At 61.9% G+C, this 252-nt stretch carries 1 rRNA gene; it reads left to right on the top strand.

The window, feature by feature from the left end:
• Positions 1-252: ribosomal RNA gene (locus ACQG3P_RS20915) — 23S ribosomal RNA — on the top strand; the annotation flags it as partial.

Below are 252 nucleotides of genomic sequence, written 5' to 3'. Positions count from 1 at the left end.
GGGGATGGTGGGTAGTTGGACGGGGGCGGTCTCCGCCTCAAGAGTAACGGTGGAGCTCGATGGTACGCTCAGCGCGGTCGGGCCTCGCGCACTGTGTGCAATGGCCTTAGCGTGCTTGACTGCAAGATCGGCGGATCAAGCAGGTAGGAAACGAGGACTTAGGGATCCGGTGGTGCTGTATGGAAGGGCCAGCGCTCCACGGAGAAGAGGTCCTCCGGGGATCACAGGCTGATACCGCCCCAGAGTTCCTAT

This window comes from Stenotrophomonas sp. SrG (genome assembly GCF_050031795.1).
Taxonomy (GTDB): Bacteria; Pseudomonadota; Gammaproteobacteria; order Xanthomonadales; family Xanthomonadaceae; genus Stenotrophomonas; species Stenotrophomonas rhizophila_A.
This window is presented reverse-complemented; position numbering and strand designations above follow the sequence as displayed.